14 protein-coding genes and 1 pseudogene are annotated in these 24630 nt (G+C 44.0%); 6 read left to right on the top strand and 9 right to left on the bottom strand.

The annotated features are described in order from the left end of the window. Positions 1–674 precede the first annotated feature (674 nt). The 7 genes from AB4209_RS21535 to AB4209_RS21505 all read right to left on the bottom strand — a co-directional run bounded on the left by AB4209_RS21535 (position 675) and on the right by AB4209_RS21505 (position 14493). Positions 675–2243: a polysaccharide lyase family 7 protein gene (locus tag AB4209_RS21535; protein WP_102332120.1), complete on the bottom strand. Its 1569-nt coding sequence runs from the start codon at positions 2241–2243 to the stop codon at positions 675–677. A gap of 426 nt (positions 2244–2669) precedes the next feature. Then, the gene (locus tag AB4209_RS21530) at positions 2670–4394 is read right to left on the bottom strand and encodes a polysaccharide lyase family 7 protein (protein ID WP_372057313.1); all 1725 of its coding nucleotides are present in this window, start codon (positions 4392–4394) and stop codon (positions 2670–2672) included. Positions 4395–4631: 237 nt separating this feature from the next. Continuing rightward, positions 4632–6503, bottom strand: coding sequence for a methyl-accepting chemotaxis protein (locus AB4209_RS21525; protein WP_372057318.1), 1872 nt, complete (start codon positions 6501–6503; stop codon positions 4632–4634). Between the two features lie 1042 nt (positions 6504–7545). Then, positions 7546–8427 (bottom strand): NAD(P)-dependent oxidoreductase, encoded by an 882-nt coding sequence (locus AB4209_RS21520; RefSeq protein WP_004733521.1) that lies wholly within the window; start codon positions 8425–8427, stop codon positions 7546–7548. Positions 8428–8968: 541 nt separating this feature from the next. Then, complete coding sequence (locus AB4209_RS21515) at positions 8969–11047, bottom strand: DUF4962 domain-containing protein (protein ID WP_017061476.1); 2079 nt, start codon at positions 11045–11047, stop codon at positions 8969–8971. 220 nt (positions 11048–11267) lie between these two features. Beyond that, complete coding sequence (locus AB4209_RS21510; RefSeq protein ID WP_102332117.1) at positions 11268–13046, bottom strand: sodium:solute symporter family transporter; 1779 nt, start codon at positions 13044–13046, stop codon at positions 11268–11270. A 727-nt stretch (positions 13047–13773) separates the two neighbouring features. Beyond that, a complete protein-coding gene (locus AB4209_RS21505; protein ID WP_017069949.1) occupies positions 13774–14493 on the bottom strand; it encodes a FadR/GntR family transcriptional regulator in 720 nt (239 codons plus the stop codon). 266 nt (positions 14494–14759) lie between these two features. Between AB4209_RS21505 and phnD the strand changes: the two genes are divergently transcribed. From phnD to AB4209_RS21485, 4 genes and pseudogenes are all read left to right on the top strand, one after another. Beyond that, positions 14760–15716 carry a phosphate/phosphite/phosphonate ABC transporter substrate-binding protein gene (gene phnD, locus AB4209_RS21500; protein WP_372057311.1) on the top strand — a complete coding sequence of 319 codons (957 nt, stop codon included), beginning with the start codon at positions 14760–14762 and terminating at the stop codon, positions 15714–15716. A gap of 143 nt (positions 15717–15859) precedes the next feature. Next, positions 15860–16651 (top strand): phosphonate ABC transporter ATP-binding protein, encoded by a 792-nt coding sequence (gene phnC / locus AB4209_RS21495; RefSeq protein ID WP_372057309.1) that lies wholly within the window; start codon positions 15860–15862, stop codon positions 16649–16651. Positions 16652–16710: 59 nt separating this feature from the next. Then, positions 16711–17472, top strand: coding sequence for a phosphonate ABC transporter, permease protein PhnE (phnE, locus tag AB4209_RS21490; protein WP_372057317.1), 762 nt, complete (start codon positions 16711–16713; stop codon positions 17470–17472). A gap of 10 nt (positions 17473–17482) precedes the next feature. Next, positions 17483–18149, top strand: a pseudogene (locus tag AB4209_RS21485) (PhnE/PtxC family ABC transporter permease). Between the two features lie 442 nt (positions 18150–18591). Here the strand turns inward: AB4209_RS21485 and AB4209_RS21480 are convergent. Continuing rightward, the gene (locus AB4209_RS21480) at positions 18592–20745 is read right to left on the bottom strand and encodes a heparinase II/III family protein (RefSeq protein ID WP_372057307.1); all 2154 of its coding nucleotides are present in this window, start codon (positions 20743–20745) and stop codon (positions 18592–18594) included. A 2-nt stretch (positions 20746–20747) separates the two neighbouring features. Next, a complete protein-coding gene (locus tag AB4209_RS21475) occupies positions 20748–22937 on the bottom strand; it encodes a heparinase II/III family protein (protein ID WP_372057305.1) in 2190 nt (729 codons plus the stop codon). A gap of 333 nt (positions 22938–23270) precedes the next feature. On the opposite strand from AB4209_RS21475, the gene AB4209_RS21470 reads away from it, so the two are divergent. Both AB4209_RS21470 and AB4209_RS21465 read left to right on the top strand, forming a co-directional pair. Beyond that, the gene (locus AB4209_RS21470) at positions 23271–23606 is read left to right on the top strand and encodes a cupin domain-containing protein (protein WP_009846518.1); all 336 of its coding nucleotides are present in this window, start codon (positions 23271–23273) and stop codon (positions 23604–23606) included. A gap of 34 nt (positions 23607–23640) precedes the next feature. Beyond that, positions 23641–24573 carry a sugar kinase gene (locus AB4209_RS21465; protein ID WP_017061485.1) on the top strand — a complete coding sequence of 311 codons (933 nt, stop codon included), beginning with the start codon at positions 23641–23643 and terminating at the stop codon, positions 24571–24573. The last annotated feature ends 57 nt before the right edge of the window (positions 24574–24630 follow it).

Below are 24630 nucleotides of genomic sequence, written 5' to 3'. Positions count from 1 at the left end.
CTTTAACTGATCGGCATTAGTCTTAGTGACGGCATTTTTATTTCCATTCAACTTCACTAAATCATTCATTTGGCAAAACTAACTCGCAAATAGCCCACTGACACTCTCCTTTAAGAGACTTGCCAATTCATGACAAATTCAAACCTCGAAAGCTCATCAATCGCCGCGTTGACTTCTCAATGTCATCAAGTATTTATGTTGCTTTGGTACATGTCACTTTTAACCAAGGCTAGAAATGGCTCTGTATAATCCTGTTGCAACTGCAAACTCCTCCCTACATCGAAACCAAGAAAACTAACCTGTTTACATAGGGTTAGGATTAATCACGTTCTAAAAACCAACCTTAAACACCTAGCCATGAGTGGTTGAGAATACTTCATGTGTAAATACAAGCTCGTACGAGCGACCTAAGCTTATCGTTCCCAGTATCATTGCATGTAACCGCTATTTACTAAGATAGGCACGTGAGGCGAATGGGAAGCTGTATTGAAGATTGAGCAAAGGATAGGGAGGCAAATTTAGAACTGAGCACCAAGGCCAACCACTAGCCCTCTACTTGATCTATTTAACGGCCTAATATTTCCTCTACCTAAACAGCAGGCACAAAAAAGCCTCCAAACCCTGAGGCTGGAGGCTATTGCGATAACTTAAATATTAAGTGTTATTCGATCAGATTACTTTTGGTATTGATCGTGCGATACGTCTAGCTGGTAGAAAGTCGCTTGTGAGTAATCGTCTAGATCGCCGCTGATGTTTTGGTTGTAAACACCTGCTTTGAAGTACATGTACTTGCCGCCTACGTCGTAACCGCTGTTGCTCATATCAACCACTTGTACAACGTCGTCTTTGCCTTCACGCATTAACGTTACAGTCATCGTGTTGCCTTTAACGTCAATACGGTAGCTGAACACTTCGCCAAGTGCGATACCATCGTCACCCACTTCAGCCGTCATGTCGCCCACTAGAGGGTAGAAGTCCTCTTTAGTTGCATCTTGGCTTTCGTGTGCGAAGTAAACCGCACCCGTTGCTTGGTTTGGCAGTTTACGGTAGTACAAACGAATTGGTTCATCGTTTTGATCGTGAATCTGACCAATGATAAAGCGGCCTACTTCGTTCGCATTACCTGTCGTTGTTGCGTGATCGATTTTCAACGTTGCTTCTAAAACGCCATCAATACCAGCAGCAGCTTCTAAGTCAGACTCAGGTGCGCTTGAGAATACCCAGTTGTTCTTGTTAACACCTTTAGTGCTAATAGACTGGTCACCACGGCGCATCATTTCGCGAAGCTCAGTACGCGCATACTTAGTATTTTTAGAGGTACGAACACCTTTCACGTAAGACTTGAAGACTAGACCACCATCGTCAGCTGTGTAGAAGATCTCTGGGTGTTGGTAACCGTTTGCAAGGTTCCACTCAGAAACATCATCAGGCTTACCGTTTTTGTCATGGTCGAATGGTTGAGATAGGTACCAATGCGTCATGTCAAAGTTTTCGCTTGGCGCGTTACCTGCAACTGGTGTCGCTGGCAGACCTGTCGGAACTGGCAGTGCACTGCGTGTGTCACATTCAACTGAGGTCTCACAAGGGTAAACCGCTGCTACACCAAAGTTACCTGAACGAAGATCTTTGCGCGCATCTTTACGTGCTTTTTCCACTGCTTTCATTTCAGCGATCATTGCCGCTTCTGCAGCTACTACGTCTGAAGTGATGATATGGCTAGCAGGACAAGCGTTAATGTTACAGTTAACCGCAGCTAACCCTGTCACACTGTTCCAACCATTTTTGGTGTTACCGTGACCAACGTATCTTACGTAGCGCGCTTGCACTGCTGGCTCGAATTGGAAACGCTCTAGGCCGATCGCTTTACCTGAGCTCAGTTGGTTTTCAAGTACGGTTGTCCAGTTTTCGCCATCGACACTTACTTGAATATCAAATTTAGACTGGCGCTCGTTACCTTTGCTGAAAGATGCTTGAACCGCATCAAATTCTTGTACTGAACCATAGTCTAGTGTTGCCCACTCACCGTCACCCGCAGATGACCAACGTGTTGTTAGGTCTTGGTCAATGAGACGATCAGGTCCGTTACCATCATGGCTACTAGCGGCAACAGCAACTGGCGTCAGAAGCGCTTCACCAGTTTCTTTGTTATTTGGGAAATCAACAGTCGGTGTGCTCGTGCTCGCACAACCAACTGCAAGTAAAATAGAAGAAGCGAGTAAGGTTTTTAGAGTAATTTGTTTCATATCTAATCCATTATTATAATACAAAGACAGCGTTCGTAAGTGAAAGATAAATTGGCAAACACGAGCTATAAGGCGTTTTCTCTCTCAGTATTTGCGATAACACAAAAATATTACGTAATCTTATAATACAAATAAAACACTTCGTTGAATAAATGAGACTGGGAACACTTTTCGCTTTTTCCATACTTTAACTGGATCACACTTCCTATTGATAAAAGACAACATATGAAAATTTAGAATGCGAAATGGGCTATCAAGGGCGAAAAATCCGAGCGGTAATGGTGAGAATGTGCATCACTCGAGCAGAGCATTTATCGTTCAGAACATCTCATTCACCAGTGTCGCAGCAGTTAAAAAAAGACCACATTGTTAGGAATCAATATGGTCTTTAAAGCAGTCATTGTTGTTACTCAAACGTTAGCTAATTCAATAATGTTCAGCTCTAAGAGAACTAAAGCTCACATCAAACACTTCACCCGCATAGTCGCTATCAGGCTTAAATTGTGGGTAGATGCCCGCTTTGAAATAGAAAGCGATGTCTGTCGATGTCCAATCTGATGTTAACGAAACCGTGTCCCCATCTTTATCTGTGTAATCTTGTCCCCAAGGGATTAAATGAGAAATGGTGTTGGTTCCATCTAAATCATGAGTCGCCAAGTAGATACCGTCTTGATTGGCACGAATCGTATATCGCCACTCTTCGCTTGCCGAATAAGTACCTAACTCGACACTGAACGGGTCACAATGATTACAGTCTTGGTTGTTGCGCTCAAAATCAGAGTTCAGTATCACTCTTACTGGCTTACTCTCTCCTTCCCATAATAGTTTCACCAATGCTTGATTGATCTTCCAACCATGGATTTGTCCAAGTACCACTTTTGGATCTTGATTGTTGATGTTCGGGTAATCTTCAACTCGCAAAGTTGCGGTGAGCTGATGGTTGGTTTTATTGGTTCGTGTATCGTTCAAATACCAACTTGTATCTTCATCGCTGGTGCTGCAGTCCGGTTGAGTACTGCTTTGATACAACTCCCTTAGCTCAGAGCGAATATAGTTAGAGTTTTGTGTACTAGTGCCATAACCCATATCAGCTCTAAAGTGCATTCTTCCTTCATCGGTATTGAAATAAGAAAGACCAATATCGCTGTCGTAGACATCACTTTCATTTGAAAGAAGATCTTTACTCGATTCACAACGTTCTGGTTCTAACTCAGCAGCACTGTCACCACCGCTTCCATACCAATCATTCTTACTCGGTGGAATAGTCAGCTTCCAATCATTAATGTCCCAATCGTTTGATCCATCGATTTGAGTCGTGGTGTATCTCAACGCCTGATAGTAAGCAATCGCTTCACCATTCTCAAATTGGTTATAGATACCCGCTTTGAAGTAGCTCAATAAATGCTGCCAGTAAGCGATGTCTTGATTCACTTTTACTTCATCATTCACTTTGAGCGACAGTGTGTTCTCATAAACAGAAAGATCAAATTTGGTAAAACTGTCCAATTCCGCCTCACCTAAATCGTAGCGATTGTATGACGTGGCATAACAATCCGAAGAGTCAGCAGCGCTGCTACAATCAATGGCATTGTTTTTCATGACTGCCCAGTAGTGACCTGTGAGGCCATCTCGTTCTTGCTCCCAAACCACACGCAATAGCGGATGAGGGATATAACCCGTACCACTCTCATCAGTCCCCTTATTGTGTATCTGCAGCAACGTCACTTCATCATGGTCGGCAGGTGAACTCGCCATTGCATGCTCGATATCAGGTAAGCTTATTTCCGCATACAAGCTTCGTCTTACACCCGTTTCATTGATATCGAAGTTTTCTCCCTCACGAACCTCAGAACGCATCTTATAGTTCGCCATTTTAAAAATTAGGTTTTCCGTCTCTTCATCTGCGTAAAAGTAATTACTGATGTAACCATCGAAATCGCCATCTTTCACTTCAGAGGTTTTGTTGCCCTCTGTGCCGTTAGGATCCGATACCTGAAGGTCAGAACTGGAGAGGATGTTTTGATACTTGGTAATATCATAGGGAGCAACAACACCAGCGGGCATTCCTGGGTTATTGGTGTCACTGGAGCTGCTTCCACCGCAGCCATACGTAAGCGAAGCGAGTACTACGACGAAGATTGGCTTATTCACATTTATCTCACTTATCCATAAGAATAGAGTGACAATGTATATTTGTACTATTTTATGTCAATTATATATTTATCAGAATGTGAGATGCGGCAAATGAAGTGGGATGAATGAGTATTGCGTAGAGTTAGACTCAAGAAAAACGCAGAAAGGCCACTCTAAACTCGCAAGCTATTGAGTGGCTCTCAGATCAACAACTAAACTTAGTATGTTGATTTTTAAATATAAATATTAGAAAAGTTAAACCTTAAAGCTGCTCATCAAGTCACTAACGCTGCCGTTAAGTGTTTTGATTTCTGCTGATTCAATCAACTGATCTTGGCTTAGCTTATTAAGCTCCTCAACAAAGCTTTCAATCTTATGCATGTTCTTAGCAATGCTCTGAATAAGGGCGTTCTGCTCAACAGACGAACCCGAAATATCGTTATTAAAACGACTTACCGTTTCCATCTGTTCCGTTAGCTTGGCCAACATATTTACCGCTTGAACCACTTGGGCACGCGTCATTTCACAGTTACTTTTGGTCAACTCAATCGATTTAACCAAACCATCTGATTTAGACTGCAAGCCAGACAGCGCTTCATCAATTTCAGAAGTACTGATTTGAGTTCGGTTGGCTAACGCACGGACTTCATCAGCAACCACCGCGAAACCTCGGCCATGCTCACCCGCTCTCGCCGCTTCAATTGACGCATTCAATGCCAGCAAATTAGTTTGTTCCGCAATTCCTCCAATCACAGACACGATAGACTGGATGCTCTGCGTTTCATTCGCCATTGAGCGAATATCATCAGAGGTGGTGCAGACTTGCTTCTCAAGATCACTGATATAGGTTTCCGTCACGGTGTTAATTTGTTTCGTCTCATCACTGAACACAGCGGCCTCTCTTGCTGCTTCTGCCGCCGACTGAGAACTCTTCTCGACTTCGTTTGATGCTTCAGATAAGCCGTTAATTGCAGAGACCACTTGAACCGTTTCATCAGTGTGAACTTTCAGTACATCGCTGGTTTCTTTACAACCTTCACGAATACTCAGTACCTTAGTATCGAGATCCGAGTTCTTAAATTTGACGTCCTTAACCATCTCTTGCAGACCAATGATGAACAAGTTGATGTCTTTGGCGATATGCCCTAAGTCATCATTCCCCTTCTCAACAAGCCTTTGAGTCAGGTCTCCGTTACCTTGAGATAGATCGTGGACGATTTTTCTCAGTGACACGATTGGGCGGTAGAAGCGATTCAGCAGTAAAATCATCAATATCACCGAGCCAAGCACACATGCCACGATAAGGATACGCGCACTCGACATCACGCCATTCAACTGATTGAGCGCGAGATCAGGATCGATACTAGATATCATGTACCATTCTTTCTGGCTGCCAATATCCACTTTCTTGGCCATCAAAATTCTCTGGTTGCCATCAATCACACCCTCAATGAATTGGTCAGGCTGTTCAATGGCACTATTGAGTCTCATCTGAGTATCTGCAGAAGATATATTGCTTTGCGGAAGTACGTTTTCGACTGTTGAAGCGACCACCATCCCTTTCTCGTCGATAATAATGCCTTTGGCTTCGTAGATACTGTCCAGCTGTTTAAGCTGAGTTTCCAAATCGTCAAAACGTATGTCGGCCATGATGACACGATCTTGGTATGAGTAGGTCACACCGATCATAGGCACTTGAGTACTCTTAGTGAAAAACAGATCACTAAAAGATAAGCCTGATTTCAATTTGGCTTGTTGATACCAAGGTCGAACGGTTGGATTGTATTTTTCTTTTATCCCTACACCGTTAGGAAAAGACTCTGAAGGGCGAGAGGTATAAGAACGGCCGTCGTCAAAACCCACCACAATCTTGTCAATGCCACCCAGCTTTGCAGCATAATGCATGAGTGCTTCATTCGGCACTTGGTATGGGGATTTCATGAACTCTTGTGCAACAGAGTTAACGGTATCGATGGTGCGCTGAACGGTATTTTCTATTTGATTAATTTCTATCGTTAACGAGTGATCAATCTCGTTATAAATCGTTTGGTTTACTTGATCAGTCGCCAAGTTAAGCGTGAACCAGTTCGTAAATGCCAAGGCACTGGAACTGACGATCGCCACCATTAAAATCAATTTTCCTTTAAACCCTAGAGACAATTTTGAATTCATAAAACTCATAATCCATATCAACCTATGTCTATTATTTTTATCCGAATGAAATGGTCATTTTTTAGATATTCGAAGATACGGGAAGCAAAACTTGTTCATGCCGTTCCATCGTCACAACCATCAATTTAATTAATATTGTATGTTTAATTTACTGCACTTTCTGTGAGCAATCTTGACATATTAAAACTGGCTAAAATAGCCCTGTGACATAGTTATCATTTATGCGTTTTGACTTTCATCTCATTGAATAAAATCACTATAAATTTGTAAAACGTCCAATTTCATAGTGAAAAGTCATATTTCTGTCGATAATTATCATCACCAGATTTTACTGTCCCACGCTACCTAATAGTATGCAAAAATGAGTCTTAACTCACACTTCTACCAACTAACCATTCACTCAAGGCATTCAATCTTAAAATTTATTTGTAATACAATAAGCCTTAAGTTATGGTGTATTTGAATCATAACTTAAGTTCTTTCTGGATGCTTTTGTTCAGTTCAAAGTGATAATTGAAGCAGCCGCTTTAAGGTCATTGAACTCGTTTAACGTAGAAACTGTCGGGGGATCTCGTTATTCGTTTTTTCACTTTCTATTGATCATTTGTTTTTCCAGACGGCTCGTCCGAACATGCCCATACAGTCACCAGCTGTGTGGGTTTTTTTTACTTTCTTTTCAGACCCGATATACGAGCGGTGTTAAGCCATCGCCAACAATCAGTTAAGTGCACTGGTTTAAGCTTGCGAGGAAAAGTGAGTGAGTTGGTGCTAGAAGGCTTTGAATTTACAAATAGATATAGATATAGAAACAAAAATAGGAATTGAGGCAGTAACAAAGTTGAACAGAGTTTTGAGTAGGTGTAGCTGAGGAAGTAGAAGTAGAAGTAGAAGAGTTTAACGAGGGAACAAAGGGTTGGGTATGGCAGATAAAAACGAACCTCGCTGAGGTATCGCCGCCTAAAAAGACAGGCAATACCCTAGCGAGGTCGTACGTCGATTACTTCTCTAGTTTAGCGAAGTAGTCGAAGATTACTGGTACGTCGTTGTTACCCATTCCTGCGTCAACAGCAGCTTGTAGGCTAGTTGCAGTACCTTGAGCAATTAGAGACTCAGTACCTAGCTCTTCACAAAGAGCAAGGAAGTAACCAAGATCTTTGTTAGCGTTAGCAACAGAGAAACCTAGCTTCTCTTCGCCGTCTACTGCGTAGAACTTACAGAATTGCATGAATGGTGAGTTAGATGGACCTGCAGACATGATGTCAAACAGTTGTTGGCCATCAACACCAGCGCGTTGAGCAACAGCGAAAGCTTGAGACATAGTCGCAACAGTCGTCATACCCATGAAGTTGTTTACAAGCTTAGTAACGTGACCAGAACCTAGAGCACCTAGGTGGAATACGTTTTCGCCTTGCTCTTCAAGAACAGGTTTAACTTTGTTGAAAGTTTCCATGTCGCCAGCAGCCATGATGTTCAGAAGACCATCTTTAGCGTGTGCAGGAGTACGGCCTAGAGGTGCGTCGATCATGCCCGCGCCTTTTTCAGCTAGAGCTGCGCCGATTTTCTTAGTAGAAGCAGGGATAGAAGTACCGAAGTCTACTAATACTGCGCCTTCTTTGATGCCAGCTAGAACGCCGTCTTCGCCGTAAACGATTTTTTCAACAACAGCAGAAGTTGTAAGACAAAACTGAACGATATCACTTGCAGCCGCTAGTTCTTTAGCAGAAGTGAATGCAGTCGCATTGCCGCGATCTGTAACGCGAGCAACAGCTTCAGCGCTTAGATCCATTACGTTTACGTGGTAGCCGCGCTTTTGTAGGTTTTCAACCATGTTGCCGCCCATAAGACCTAGGCCAATGAAACCGATTACAGGTTTAGTCATGTTCAAACTCCAAATATAGTATTGTATGATTATATGGTCATTATAATAACGACGTCTTTTCCGTTACGCAATAGTTTTAGGGTAATCCTTCAATGCTTAGACGCAAGTTGTGACGGGGATTCACTTTACGAGAAAATATGGTCACGCTTTGTACTTACAAGAGCGATATCCCAATCAAAAAATAACCTATTGATGAAATAATGCACTCTAAATGTCATACGATTAATGAGAATAAGCCACTCCAATAACGATTATTAACCTGCCGTCCCTTTTTTCAGACAAGATTAAGGCTGCCCACTGTCAGTAGTTGACAAATTATTGGAAGACAGTCACTGCCCTAGCCTTAGTAAGGTTTACTGAACACGGGTTTTAAACCAAGTTTTGTCGCCACTTACTAAGCCTGGCACTCTTGCTACTTAGCCTCTAACTAACCAACGCAACCTCTTCCCACCTCGTAGGCTACTGCCTGTTCTTTGCAAACAAAAAAACTCCGAGCTTTCACTCGGAGTTTTTAGTATCTAGCTTCTGTTACTTCAGCGAATTACAGTTCGATTGAAACTGTTTCACCGTCAACATTTAGCATTAGCGTGTTGCCTTCAAGCTTGTGAGACACTTCAACTTGCTCGCCTTCGTTCTTATTAGGAACAAGAAGCGTCAGGATGTTGTGCTCTTTCGATGGCTTGAATTCCACTTCAACGTGACGGTGGATTTCAAGATCTTTGAACTCGTATGGGTCAACTTCGCCAAAACCTTCAACGTTCTTAACTGACGTGATGTTATCAGCAGACTCGTTGATGAAGTTTACGTCTAGGTGCGCAACTTCGCCACGGATAGTGAAAGACTTGTCTGCCACGTCGTTTGCGAAAGTTGTGTGCATTAGCCAAGTCATGTCTTTCTCTTCAGAAAGCGTTGCCTTGTCTTGCATTACGAATACTTTACCTTGAACAAACCAGACCTTACGCTTGTAAGATTCAATTTCAGGAACGAAGTACTTGTAAGATGCCGTTGCATCACCTTCAACCATCTTCACATCAGATTCAGTGTCGAAATCAGAGATGTTGCCGCCCGCTTCGATACAGAAGCGATCTTGGTGGTTTTCGTAGCCCGTGTTCTTGTTCTCGCCGTACTGACCTTTACCGCCAAATAGTGGAAGGTTCTTAGAGAACGTTTGACGACGCCATTTCGTGTGCATATCAACACCGAAACCACCGTAGTAGCCAGTGATTGACGCTAGCGTTTCACCGAATGCATGCAACGTGAATGCGTTTTGGTCACCGTGAGAGTGGCTGATTGAGCCAAACGGAGAACATTTGAATACCATGTGAATATGGTTATCACGCTCAGTCATCTTGTTGTGGAATGCAGCCCAACCCGTGATTGGGAATACTTTCAACAGTGGGTCATTCGATGGTGCTTTCTCTTCAGGTGCATCCCAAAGGAAGTTAAAGCGAAGATCATCGTAACCGAAGTCCCACCAACCGAAGTTGTAGAATTTGGTGTGTGCTTCAGTATCACGGCCTTTCAGTTGGTTGTAGTACCAAACATACTCAGGCTTCTGGTTAACACCTGCGTAATGCTTGATGTTGTAAGCCAGTTTTAGACCTGGGAAATCACCGATTGAAGACTGGTCACAGAAGCTCGCGCGCTTAGAGTGAACAGGCATGCAGTAAAGCGGGAAATCACCTGTGTTTTCGTAGAATGTTTTGTTGAACATGTCTACGCCACAGTATGCTTTCAATAGGTCGAATGCTTCGCCTAGGAATGCAGTTTGCGTGTTCCAGTAGTCAGGACCTTCAGCCCAACCGCCGTCTACACCGCCCCATGGTGGGTAGTGTACTGCGTAGTATTCTAGTGCGTATGCAATGTACTCGCCTGCTTTCGGGTGATCGTGGTAAAGCGCGATACACGTTGGGATGATAGCAGAAGAGATAGAACGAACACCGTGGCTGTTCAGTGGGTTGTTCAATAGATCAACCGTCACTTTCAGGTGGTGCATGATTTCGTCTAGACGCTCAATCAAAGCATCTTGAACTTGCTGACGTTCTTCATCTGTGAAGTAGCCGTGTAGCCAGTCGTAACCCCAAGCCATAGCCGCGATAACACGGAAAGCCGCTTCATCGTTATAGCCACGAGAAGTCACGCCTTCTGGATCGTACGTAGACAGTTTTAGAGTCCAAGCTTTTGCTTTAGCAATTAGCGCTTCGTCTTCTTTCACAACACCAGCAATTGCTAGGTTACGTGTCGCGTTTAGTGCCATTTGGCAATCAACGTACATTTGACGCCAGTAAGGACGCCATAGAGAAGCTTTGCCTACCGTGTCAGCTGGGTACGCTTGAGGCTCTTCGAAAGGAGCAGTCTCAAGGAACTTAACTGTCGAGTTATTGTAGAAATCATCAAACATGCAGTGAGCTTCATCAGCTTTCACTTTCGCTTTGAATTCTTCTAATTGATCTGCTTGAACAAGAAGACGTGGACGTGCTTCGCTCAAGTTGTCTAGGAATGATAGGTCGAAGTCACGTTTCTGTACTTCGATAGGGAGTAGGTCTACAAGATTACCTGCTGAAGTATCATTCTCCAGCTTCATCTTCCTGATTGCATCAAGAGATTTTTGGTCGCTCATTCTAACTCACTTATTTTTCAAGTTGATTGAAAGGAATTAGCAATAATATACGTCTTATTGTAGGACAATTAAATCTATTTCGGTTCGATTGAACCATTTTGTACAGTTTTCGTGATTTAGGTCAGATATCTTCCACCTGACCGTTTTTCCGTTTCGCAGAGCAAAAAAAATGCGACGCCCTTTCGAGTCGTCGCATTCTATTATAATCGTTTTCTATGTATTAGCTTTCAGTTACTGCTTTCGCTTGCTTGCCGCCGTCATCGACCGCTTTAACCAATAGCACACCAACACCACCAACAATCACACCACAAAGTATGAAGACTAGACGTCCCCACATTGGGTTAGTGAGTAGAGCCATTAGCATGATACCGACACCCGCTACCGCAATCAGTTTACCAAGCATTTCACGCTGTTTGTTATCCAGTACTTTCTGTTCTGCTGACTCCGCAACTAATGGAGTAGACAGGTTACCGAAGAACTTATCAACGTCTGCTTGACGCTTCTCAGTTAATGGCTTGTAGAACAGAGTTGATAGGATGAAGAAACCACCTGTCAGCGTAATGTGAGCAATCAGACCGATAGCAACCTTAACATCAGACCATTCACGGCTTGTTAGCTCTTCTAGACCGAAGATTGAAGACACCATTTCAGCGTTAACAACGAAACCCACGTAGTAAGAAACAAAACCACCAACCACTAGCGTACCCCAACCAGCCCAGTCCGGAGTCTTCTTAATAAAGAAGCCAAGGAATGCAGGAATTGTCATTGGGAAGCCGATCAGTGCGCCTACATACATCATGGTATCGAACAGGCTCAAACCTTTAAGCGAGTTGATGAACTGTGCAATAAGGATGATAGCAATACCAAACACGGCAGAAGTAATCTTAGAAACCGTTACTAGTTCTTTTTCGCTAGCCGTACCTTTACGAACGATTGGTTCATAGAAGTTCTTAACAAAGATACCCGAGTTACGGTTTAGACCAGAATCCATTGAAGACATTGTCGCTGCAAACATCGCCGCAACTAGAAGGCCAACCATACCTGCTGGCATGTACTCTTGTACGAAGTATAGGTAGGCAAAGTCACCCGCTTTCTTACCTGCATCTGGGTAAGCTGCTGCTAGGTCGACACCTTGACCTGCAATGTACCAAGAAGGCATGAACCAGATAAATACACCACAAAGCATTAGCACACACGCTAGTAGCGCCGCTTTCTTCGCGTTCTTTGAGTCTTTAGCCGCTAGGTAACGGTAAGAGTTAAGCATGTTGTTAGTAATAGAGAACTGCTTCACGAAGATGAAGAATGCCCAAATGCTGAAGATGCTTAAGTAGTTAATGTTGTTACCAGAAAGGAAAGAACCGCCTTCCGCTACAGGGAAGTTATTCACGATTTCACCAACACCGCCACCTTGAACAACAGCAACAACAGCACATGTCACGGTTACTGCCATGATGATAACCATCTGCATAAAGTCAGATGCAATTACCGCCCATGAACCACCCGTTACAGACATTGCCAATACAACCAAACCGGTAATCCAGATAGTTGCTGTCATGTCGAAACCGAAGATACCAGAAGCGATGATTGCTAGTGCGTTTAACCATACACCGGCAGAAACAACACTGTTTGGCATTGAAGACCAAGTGAACACTTGTTCGTTAGTCGCACCGAAACGCATACGAATTGCTTCGATTACCGTTACTACACGTAGTTGACGGAACTTTGGAGCAAAATATGCGAAGTTCATGAAGTAACCAAATGCGTTGGCTACGAAGATGACCGCTACTGCAAAACCATCGTTATACGCTTTACCTGCCGCACCGGTGAATGTCCATGCACTAAACTGGGTCATAAAGGCGGTTGCACCAACCATCCACCACAACATGTTACCGCCCCCGCGGAAGTAGTCACTGGTGGTACTTGTAAATGTTCTAAACATCCAACCTATCGCAATCAAGAATAGGAAATAAATGCCGACAATAATCGTGTTGAGTTCCATCGTGTATCCTTTGTCCGTTGTATTTTGTTACGAGGACTATAGGAAATCTCAAACTTTATTTGTAGTACAATAATCCAAATAAGTGATGGCGATCTTATTTTGATTGATTAAGTTAATTATATATATGACATAGGATGGAATATGGCCAATCCATTAAGGAAATTACTGGTGTTTGAGATGAAAACTCAAAAAACCAAGACCAAGGAACATCACACCCATTAAAATCAAAGACTTATAAAAAAGCGAGACTTTGCACACTTATTAACAAATACAACCAAACACATATAAATATAAAATTCTCAAAAATAATAAAAGCCAAATCTGAGCTAAATCCCCCTCATTTATCACACAATAAACCAGTGTTTTTATCTATTGAGAGTGGACAATTTCATTAGAATTCAACTTAAATTAATCCATATTGAAGCGGCATATCCTGTTCAAACGATGGCGGATTAAAAATATACAAAAATGAAAAATCATGGATGACGCATAATTATTTGGGGGGAGCTCGAGTGTCTAAAACGAATATCGAGCGTAATATTATTTTTATTTTGATGGTAAAGAGAACGACCGCTAGGCGTATACAAGAAGGAACTGACTTAAGAAGGAGTTAAGCGGGGGTGAACCAAAACAGTGCCACACATGGTGCAACACGCTTTCTAAAAACAAAAAAGGCATGCACTTGGCATACCTTTTTGACTGGTTCAAATGAAGTTGAAAACCGTGTTTAGCTTGCAGTGGCTAAACGGTGGTTAGCATCTTGCAAGTGAGCCGCTGACATTGTACGAGCTTTTTCACTGTCGCCAGCCATAATCGCTTCATAGATTCTACGGTGTTCATTGATACATGTGCTGCCCTCTTCAGAAGAGTGCACGATGAAGTTAACGAACATGGTCGTCAGAATATTGCCGAATGGCAGGTAGAAATCGTTACCTGTTGCATTGAAGATCAAGCTGTGGAAACGAATGTCGATGTTTGTCCAACTTTCTTGGTCAAATACTTCAGCAGCATCCACTTCTACCATCTTCTGGAAGATCTCTGAAAGCTCGATACGTTGCTCAGCAGTCGCAAATTTTGCAGCTAATGCACACGCTTCAGGTTCAATCGCACGGCGAAGGCCTAAAAACTGAGAACAGAATTGGTCTATGTCGGTTAGACCATCCATCCATTCAATCAGTTGAGGATCAAGAAAGTTCCAGTATGCGCGATCCACTACACGAGTACCGATTTTCGGGCGGGACTCTAACAGGCCTTTAGAAGTCAGTAGTTTAACTGCTTCCCGAAGTGCCGTACGGCTGATACCAAACTGTTCACACAGCGCCATTTCACCAGGAATAATAGAACCTTGTGGCAGTTCACCAGACAAGATTCCACGAGCGATTTCACGCGCTACTTGCACGTGCAGGCTGCGCTTCGAGCCCGAGATTGAATTAAAAGTGCTAACCATAAGTTCACTTATTTTATATGTTATGTTTATGTATTATTTAAGGATCACTATAACAGGATTTCAACCTAGCGCCAATTGAGTAAATTAGCAACGAGTCGCGTTCTATTAATTTACTCAATGAATCAAACACTTATAAAGCATCTAACTCCACACAGCTAGAAACATTATGTTACACCATTCATAAATCCGTCATCAAAACGCATCGGTTCTGTCATCCTCGATTTCTATACTCCCTTCCCAAAAAATCACTCAATTGGACTGAAATAATGAAACCGACAAAAACAAATCTCACGCTTAAGAGCGCTATTACTGCTGCGCTGATTTTTTCTGGTTCTGCATTAGCAATGGATACACGATACGAAGACCGCTCTGGTAACTTGGTCGCCGATGTACCTCAAGATGAATCACAATGGGTGGATCCAAACACGCTAATTTTTGCTTACACGCCAGTTGAAGATCCAGCAGTATACGCTGATGTGTGGAGCGAGTTTTTGAGCCACCTTGAAAAAACAACGGAAAAAACGGTTCGTTTCTTCCCTGTTCAAAATAACGCAGCTCAAATTGAAGCAATGCGTTCAGGTCGTCTGCATATCGCAGGTTTCAACACAGGTTCAACGCCACTAGCAGTTAACTGTGCTGGCTTTGCTCCATTCACCATGATGGCGGCTGAAGATGCCTCTTTCGGTTACGAAATGGAAATCATCACGCACCCAGGTTCAGGCATCGAAAAGGTTGAAGACCTAAAAGGCAAAAACCTAGCATTCACATCGCAAACGTCAAACTCTGGTTTCAAAGCCCCTTCTGCGATTCTGGATGCTGAATACCAGCTTCAACCTGAACGTGATTTCAAACCGGCTTTCTCTGGCGCGCACGACAACTCTATTTGGGGTGTGGCACACAAAGATTATGACGCAGCAGCCGTCGCTAACTCAGTATTGAACCGTATGCTTTCACGTGAAGTCGTGAAAGAAGGTCAAATCAAGAGCATCTACAAGTCACAAACCTTCCCAACAACAGCTTACGGCACAGCGCACAACCTAACACCAGAGCTTCAAGAGATGATTCAAAAAGCGTTCTTCACTTTCGACTGGGAAGGCACAAAGCTTCAAGAAGAATTTGAGCGTAACGGTGAAGCGAAGTTCGTTCCGATCACTTACCAAGAGCACTGGGAAGTGATCCGCACTATCGATACAGCCAATAAAGTCTCTTACACGTGTAGCTAAGTTCAACCGAACTAAAAAGCCAATCACACACCGATAAAACTAACTGCAGGTGTAATCGCCTGCAGTTATTCACCACTCTTTCCGGTTTACTTTCCATGCCTGTCTCAGGCGAACTCTTAGTACACCGCTCTTATAGGAATTCTATGTCTACTCTTACCTTTAAAGGGCTTACCAAGCACTACTCCAGTTCTGATAAAGCCCTTACCAACGTTAGCTTGTCGGTCAATGCCGGTGAAGTGGTTGGTTTAATTGGTCCATCTGGTGCGGGTAAATCAACGCTTATCCGTTGTATTAATCGGCTCACCGAGCCCACCAGCGGCGAAGTGATCTTTTCCAATACCAATCTAGAAACGCTGTCTAAGCGACAACTGAGACAATCACGCCGTGAAATCGGGATGATTTTCCAAGAGTACGCGCTGATTGAGCGTTTAACGGTGATGGAAAACGTACTTTCAGGGCGTTTGGGTTACGTGAACTTCTGGCAGAGCTTTACTCGTCGTTTCCCTGAATCGGATATCCAAGCCGCTTATGCGCTACTCGACCGTGTTGGGTTGTTAGAACACGCCAATAAAAGGGCCGATGCTCTGTCGGGTGGTCAGCGTCAACGTGTTGGTATTGCACGTGCACTTGCTCAGAAACCGAAATTACTGTTGATTGATGAACCAACGGCCGCACTTGATCCACGTACAGCGCGCCAAATCATGCGACTGATCAGTGAGATTTGTTCAGAGCAACAGCTCCCTGCCATCATCAATATTCACGATGTTCAATTAGCAAAGCAGTTTGTTGACCGTGTGGTCGGATTAAATGCAGGTTGTGTCGTATTTGATGACAAACCAAACCTGCTCACTGAAGATGTTTTAACGCAAATCTACGGTGAAGAAGACTGGAGTCAACAAGCAGAAGAAGAGGCCGATGAGCTCATCAGCATTTAAAGTCAGCACAACAACATTTAAATTCCAAACAATACCCGACACAGTGGACAAAGCCGCCACTGATTTCTAGCCCATGGCTACGCTGGAGCTTAATCATCATTGTCGCGGTTTACTTGTACTTTGCGACTCAATCGGTACACGTCAACTGGACTCGAATTTACGAAGGCAGCGAACGCGGCTGGCAGTTCATTTTGGCTTTCATGAACCCAGATTTTGGTGGCCGATGGAACAACATCTCACAAGGTTTGATTGAAAGTTTAACCATGACCCTCACATCGACCGTGGCGGGTGTCCTTCTTTCAATCCCATTCGGATTAGGCGCAGCGAAAAACCTTGCCCCTACGCCTGTTTACTTATTCTGTCGTGCGTTTATTTCGGTTGCGCGTAGCTTACAAGAAATCATCGTAGCGATTCTGTGTGTTGCTCTATTTGGCTTTGGTACGTTTGCGGGCTTTGTCACGCTCACCTTCGCCACCATCGGCTTTCTCGCAAAACTGTTTGCTGATGAAATTGAAGCCATTGACCCAGCACCACTCACCGCAATGCGCGCAACGGGCGCGAGTTGGTTACAACAGGTCAATTACGCGATTCAAGCGCAGGTAATGCCGCGCTTCATCGGACTTTCGATGTACCGACTCGACATCAACTTTCGTGAGTCAGCCGTGATTGGCATTGTTGGCGCAGGTGGTATCGGCGCAACGTTAAACACAGCAATGGACCGTTACGAATACAGCGCAGCAGCCGCTATTCTATTGATTATTATCGTGATTGTGATGTTGTGTGAATACCTTTCAACCATCATCCGTAAGCATGTGCAGTAAGGAACGACCAGTGAGCACGCTAAATGAAACACCGACAAGCGCCATCAATCGTACCCAATGGCAGCGTTACGACAGTAAACAGAGCCTCATGCTTTGGCTAGGCTGGCTTTGCTTTGTTGCTTTGACAGTATTCGCATGGCAAGTCATGAACAAAGATACGATTTGGTACTTTGTGACTCACTCACCGAATCAACTTGCTGATATATCTTCACGTATGTGGCCGCCGAGATGGAGCTACTTAGATTCACTTTGGAGCCCGTTGTGGGACACCATTAACATCGCGACACTTGGCACACTGTTAGGGATGTATCATTGCGATAGCGCTACGTTCAATTGGCTTCGTGGCGAAGTTAATGTACGAAGCGATTGAAGAAGTGAATGCAACACAGATGTCTGCAATCCAATCGACTGGAGCTTCTCCGCTGCAGGTATTGAACTACGGCATTCTTCCGCAGGTGATGCCAAGCTTCATCGGCACGAGCTTGTTCCGTTGGGATATCAATATTCGTGAGTCTACGGTTTTAGGCTTGGTCGGCGCTGGCGGTATCGGCTTGAAATTACAAGAATCGATGGCGATGCTGGCATGGCCTCAAGTGACTGTGATTTTCTGTGCGATTCTAGTGACGGTCATCTTCTCCGAATGGGTGGCAGCCAAAGCAAGAAAAGCCCTTATCTAAATAATAAAAACAACGTCAAATAGACGGTTAGTTAGGACCAAAGCCTACTCAGTGAGTAGGCTTTTCGTTTGTTGAAACGTTCTATTCTGTTTCCTACACGCATAAAAAAACCGAGCAACTCGCAATGAGTTACTCGGTTTGACTTATTCCCGATGTATTCAGTCGTTGTTGGTATCAACGAACGATTTTGCAATCACGACTGAATTCAATGTGACGCTTCGTTCCCGCAAAGCACCACATCAACACAAGCCATCGTTAAATAACTTGCATGTGATACCAATCGTAGTAAATAACTGATCACCCTAGCTTGTTAAAAAGCTCGATAACTTCGTTAGAATTTTTGATTGTAGAATAACTACTTATCGAAAAATTCTGCCTTGTTCTCAAGCTTTTTTCCTGCGCTATTTCTGCTCACTTACTTACTGTGATTAGTATTAATCATTTACAGTTGAGCAAATGATCCTTCCCACGAGTATGTCTCACCAGCAAACTCAACAGTGTGAGTTGCTTGCTGCTTATCTTCAGCTTGGTTTGAGATACCGTAGTGGTAAGTGTTACCAGAAGTAGTCTGAATGCGAACAACAGTCCCGACACTGTTATGGCCCACAACAGATACTGATTTAACTAGACCACGAGCGCCTACAGAGGCTTCGATAGACTCGTTAAAGTAACCATGCGTTTCTAGTACAGAAGCAAACACGTGGTTTTGACCAGACTGACGTAAGATGAACGCAGGCTCACTCTTAAGGTTGAAGTCTGGATCGTTAGCACCAGTGCGAGCAAAAATCACTTCGCTGCCCGCATTCGCGCTGGTTACTAGGCTGTAGTAGCTGCTGTCATGTAGCCAGCTTACTAAAGAACCTTCTTCGTTTACTTTGCCTGAAGCCACGTTCCATAGATGTTGGTAACCGTTGTCTTCACCTAGCGGCTTAAGCGTTTTTTCCATGTTGTAATCAAAGTCAGTACGGATGATCTGGCCAGAGTGGTGAACTGGTAGGTCGTACTGGTGCTCAGCGTCAGCTTCGATGCGGTACACATCAATCACTAGCGGTTTTTCGAACTCAGGAAGTTCAGCAAGAATCACGCTGCGTTGCATGTCTACGCCAGTGTAGTACTCAGAAATAGTGCCGCTCATGCCTTGTAGAGACTGGTCGTCTGCTACGAAGAAGTGCTTCTGACCAAACTTAGACTCAGCCAATGCTGTGTTGAAGTTGTTCTGCGTTTTCTGATCAACCGTTACTGTGTTGTGAGCAACCGTCTGCTTACAGTAAGACTTGTTCTCTGGAATGTAACGACCGCCAAACTTAGGCTCAACGTTTACCCAGCGACCGAAGCCGTAATCGTGCAGCACTTCGTGGCCACGGTTGAATACGCTTAGGTGCAAGCCATCGTAGTGACCGTGGTCTAGCGCAGAGTGGTACTGGTGGTCTGAACCGTGCTGACCAAACCAGATCAACGCCATTGTGTCGTCGTCTTGCTCATCACGGTGACGAAGGATGCTTACGCCGCCTTTTTCGCCTTCAGGGCCGTCCGTTACAAACAGGCTACCCCAGTTGAATGCTTTGATGTCGGCTGCGGCATCAACAGCGTCAGACAATGTTTTACCTGAAGCATGAACCCAAACGTTTTGTTGGTGATCAGCCATGCCAAGCAGAGTTTCTGTCTGTTCGTAACGGTGGTAACACACAGACGTAGCCATGATAACGCCTTCATCGTTGATAGAGATTGTCTTCGATGAATCGTTCAGAGCTGGCAATGTACCGTCTGGGAATGCTGTTTTAAATACAGAGTACGACGTTGTCTTGATCACTGAGTCGTTGAATTCATAGATACCAACTTCAGGCTGACGACGTTCAATTGCTTCTGCGAACAGGTAGATTGGACGTAGCGAGAAACGGTGGTAGTAAGGACCTTCCATGTAGTAGCCGTCTGGCGAAAACAGTTGGTCAAGTTGTGCTAAGAAACCGCCGCTTACTTTGTCTAGTTTCAGGCCGTAAAGCGCTTTGTCTACAGACTCTTGATCGTTGATTGCGTAACCACAGATACCTACCGCTGCCACAGCCCATAAGCCGTGGTTGTGTACGATATCGAAGTCGTGTGCGTAAGTCACAACGAACATTTCGATCATTTGCTTAAGAAGATCGTCTTCGATCAGACGCTTTTGCTCTTCAGAAATGGTGTGGTAAATACAGCTGTACGCACAAGAAGCGTAAAGCATCCACATGTTCTCGTTCAACGTTTGGTGGAACAGCTTACCCGGAGGGTTAGAGTCACGGCTTACGTTGCTTTCAAGTGTTGGGTACACCGTCGCGTACGCTGTTAGCATATCAACGATGTAATCACGGTACTTTGTTTCCTCAGTGATAAGGAACAAACGGCCCGCTAGATCCATATGGATGTAGTTTTGCTTGTGACGGTTGTGCTCGTAACCGCCGCCTTCACCGTGACCAGGTACTTCAATGCCAACTTCCGCCATGTAAGCGTCAGTTTGTTTAATGTCGCGAGTCAGTGCGTTACCTAAAAGGCTATCCTTGCCAAGTTCTTTACGAAGCTCTGCTGCTTCATCAAAGTTAAGTAAAAGTGGTTGATAGCTCATTATTATTTCCCTTGCTCTGCTAATTCTGGGTTTAAAGTTTTTTCTACTGAGTAGAAGCCTGTCCAGCTGTATACTTTGCCGTTCAGCTCTACTTTGTGTTCAGTGCTGTCAGTCGCGCCAAGTTGGTTGCTGATCATCACTGTCACGTTTGATTTCTCTGTGGTGATCTCAACTACCGAACCAATATTGGTGTGAGCCACTACCTTGATGTCTTTCACAACACCACGTGCATTAACTGATTGCTCGAACTCTTCGTTGAAGTAACCGTGCGTTTCAACAACAGAAGCAAACAGTGTTGTTTCGCCTTTGCTGCGTAGAATGAACGCAGGTTCTGAACGTAGGTTGAAGCTTGGGTCGTTAGCGCCAGTGCGAGTAAAGATAACTTCAGCATTGTCGTTAGACGTTGCACCTAGCCACGTGTAGTAGGTGTTGTTCTGTAGCCAGCTTACCAGTGCTGTGCCCTTCACTTCACCGCTTGCCACGTTCCATAGGTGTTGGTAACCGAAGTCTTCACCTAGCGTGTTCAGCTCTTTGTTTGCTTGGTATTCAAAGTTAGTACGTACAACCTGACCAGCATATTGGTGTGAGTAGTCATATTGGTGTTCGCCTTCGCCGCCTTTCTGAGAATCTAAACGGTAAAGATCTAATAGTAGCGGAGATTCTAATTCTTCAAGGTTTAGCATGAACACGCTGCGTTGCATGTCAAAACCTTCGTAATGATCGTTAGCAAATGCGCTCATGCCATTGATTTGGTCGTCTTCTACTTTGAAGAAGTGTGGCAAGCCGTGTACTGCATCTGCACGTTCAACGTCAAAGTTGTTCTGACATTTTTCATCAATCGTTACTGCGTTATGTGCAATTGTTTGACGAGCGTAAGATTTGTTTTCGTCTAGGTAACGGCCGCCGAATTTAGGCTCAACGTTCACCCAACGACAGAAGCCGTATTCACGCAGTACTTCTTGACCACGGTTGAAGAAAGAAATACCCAGCGTATCAAAGTTACCGTGACCCATGCCGTGTTGGCCGTAGTTCATAACAAGTTGAGAAACGTCGCCTTTCTTATCCTGCATACGGATAAAGCCTTGCGCGCCGTTGTGACCTTGAGGGCCTTCGTTCAATTCAACACTTGGCCAGAAAGGCATGCCGATTTCTTTCTCAGCAGAAGCTGCTTCGTAGGCTTTAGATAGCTCAAGACCACATGGATGCATCCATACCGCATCTTGAATCTTCGCCATACCAAGAATGTTTTGGTCTACGCCGTTTTCAGAAGAGTAATGCTTGCTGTAAACACTTACTGCAACCTGAACACCCATGTCTGTAATGCCCATTGTGCGAGATGCATCGTTCAGAGCTGGGAACTCACCGTTCGGGTAAGCCGTCGCAAGCATGGCTTGTACTGTGTTACCAATCACGCCGCCTTTGTAGTTGTAGATATCAACTTCAGGCATATGACGGTGGATCACTTCCGCGAATACACAAGTTGGGCGAATCGCGTAACGGTGGTAGTAAGGACCTTCCATGTAGTAGCCAGACGGTGCAAACAGCTGAGAAACTTGCGCTAGGAAACCGCCAGTATCATTACGGTCAATGCCGTACACTGACATTTCAAGGTACTCACGCTTACCTAAAGCAAGACCACAAATACCGACAGCGGCTACAGCCCAAATACCGTGGTTGTGAATTCGGTCGAAGTCGTGTGCGTATTTAACTGTGAACATTTCTAGCATTGGTTCGAAAATACGAGACTCAATATTGTCGCGTTGTTCTTGTGTCAGGGTTGAAGCAACACAAGAGTAAGCTAAGCTTGAGAACATTAACCAGCAGTGTTCGTTCAGGATTTGGTGGAACAAACGACCTGTAGGGTTAGTGTTTTTCTGTACGTGGTAATCAAACGTTAGGTATTTGTCTGCGTACTCTTCTAGTAATTCTGTAACAAAGTCAGCGTACTTTTGCTCTTTAGTGATCAAGAACATGCGACCAGCTAGATTCATGTACGTGTAATTTTGCTTATGGCGGTTATGTTCGTAACCACCAGCCTCACCATGACCTGGGACATCAATAGGTAACCGCATGAATGCTTCTAGATCTTTCGCGTTCGCTGCAATGGTTTTGCCCATTAAGCTAGAACGGCCCACTTCAAGATGAAGCTGCTCGATTTCTGCTTCAGTCAACAATACTGGTTTAGTCGTCATATTCTTTGTCACCCTCAATAAAGAGTTTATCTGCTTAAACTTTGATTAAATTTTCAAACTTCATATAAAGTAATACAATATGAGCTTTAATTATACCTATTCGTCGCTAAATGATGAGTAGAGTCACACAATTAGCCATAAGTCATTGATGTAGATGACTAATGGTAAATATTGGCCATTTATTAAGTTGTTGATTTATTTACGCTATATAAAGTATCGCTTGATCGATATCACACAAATTTAGATATATTGTATTACAATTGAACTCATTCCCTTATGATGGATGCAAGTTAAGTAACACTTAAAAGATTTAAACAGATTAGGAGATACACAATGAACTCTTTCTTTATCCTAGATGAAAACCCATGGGAAGAACTTGGTGGCGGCATTAAGCGTAAAATCGTTGCTTACACTGACGATCTAATGGCAGTACACCTATGTTTTGATAAGGGCGCGATTGGCCACCCTCATACTCACGAAATCCATGACCAAATCGGTTACGTAGTTCGTGGCAGCTTCGAAGCTGAGATTGAAGGCGAAAAGAAAGTCCTTAAAGAAGGCGATGCTTACTTCGCTCGTAAACACATGATGCACGGTGCAGTTGCACTAGAGCAAGACAGCATCCTTCTTGATATCTTCAACCCTGCGCGTGAAGATTTCCTAAAATAATAAACAGCGCAACCTCAGTTGCTAAGGTAAGCATATGAAATCATTAAACATCGCGGTCATTGGCGAGTGCATGGTTGAGCTACAAAAGAAACAAGACGGGCTTAAGCAAAGTTTCGGTGGCGACACACTAAATACTGCACTTTACTTGTCTCGCTTAACAAAAGAGCAAGATATCAACACGAGCTACGTAACAGCACTAGGCACTGACCCATTCAGTACCGACATGTTAGAAAAGTGGCAAGCGGAAGGTATCGACACTAGCTTAATTGCTCAGCTTGATCACAAACAACCAGGGCTTTACTACATCGAGACCGATGAAACTGGTGAACGCAGTTTCCACTACTGGCGTAATGATGCTGCAGCAAAATTCATGTTTGACCAGGAAGACACACCTGCTCTACTTGATAAGTTATTCTCTTTTGATGCGGTTTACCTAAGTGGTATTACGCTTGCTATCTTGACAGAGAATGGACGCACGCAGCTATTCAACTTCTTAGACAAATTTAAAGCGCAAGGCGGCCAAGTATTCTTCGATAATAACTTCCGTCCAAAACTTTGGGAAAGCCAACAAGAAGCGATTTCTTGGTACTTGAAGATGCTTAAGTACACAGACACGGCTCTACTGACGTTCGATGACGAGCAAGAGTTGTACGGCGACGAAAGCATTGAACAGTGTATTGCACGTACGTCTGAATCTGGTGTGAAAGAGATCATCATTAAACGTGGTGCTAAAGACTGCCTAGTAGTTGAGAGCCAAAGCGCACAGTACGTTGCTCCAAACCCAGTAGACAACATTGTTGATACAACAGCGGCTGGCGATTCGTTCAGCGCGGGCTTCCTAGCTAAGCGCTTAAGCGGTGGCAATGCACGTGATGCAGCGTTAGCAGGTCACATTGTGGCAGGGACTGTGATTCAGCATCCAGGTGCTATCATTCCTCTAGAAGCGACGCCTGATCTGTCTCTATAATTACGAACTTTAACTATTAATCAAGGGTTTGCTTAGTTGAAAGCAAACCCACATTTA

Origin of the sequence: Vibrio sp. 10N.286.48.C11, from assembly GCF_041469805.1 — a bacterium.
GTDB lineage: Bacteria > Pseudomonadota > Gammaproteobacteria > Enterobacterales > Vibrionaceae > Vibrio > Vibrio crassostreae_C.
The sequence above is the reverse complement of the archived record's forward strand: the minus strand, read 5'-3'. Positions and strand labels throughout refer to the sequence as shown.